Genomic DNA, 307 nt, shown 5'->3' with positions numbered 1-307 from the left:
GACGGAACCCACCGCCGCTACCACCGGACGGACGGTCGTCACGGCCACGGAAGCCGCCACCGCTACCACCCGAGGGGCGGTCGTCACGGCCACGGTAACCGCCACCGCTACCACCGGACGGACGGTCGTCACGGCCACGGAAGCCGCCACCGCTACCACCGGACGGACGGTCGTCACGGCCACGGTAACCGCCACCGCTACCACCCGAGGGGCGGTCGTCACGGCCACGGAAGCCGCCACCGCTACCACCGGACGGACGGTCGTCACGGCCACGGTAACCGCCACCGCTACCACCCGAGGGGCGGTC

General features: G+C 73.3%; 1 protein-coding gene. It reads right to left on the bottom strand.

From position 1 onward, the window contains the following. A partial coding sequence (locus ABZY91_RS33730; RefSeq protein WP_355406991.1) for a hypothetical protein occupies window positions 1-273 on the bottom strand: 273 nt, incomplete at its 3' end. Window positions 274-307: the final 34 nt, after the last annotated feature.

The sequence above is a fragment of the Kitasatospora sp. NPDC002965 genome (assembly GCF_040611255.1).
In the GTDB taxonomy this organism is placed as follows: Bacteria; Actinomycetota; Actinomycetes; order Streptomycetales; family Streptomycetaceae; genus Kitasatospora.
Note: the sequence above shows the minus strand (reverse complement) of the source record. Positions and strands in the feature narration are given on the sequence as shown.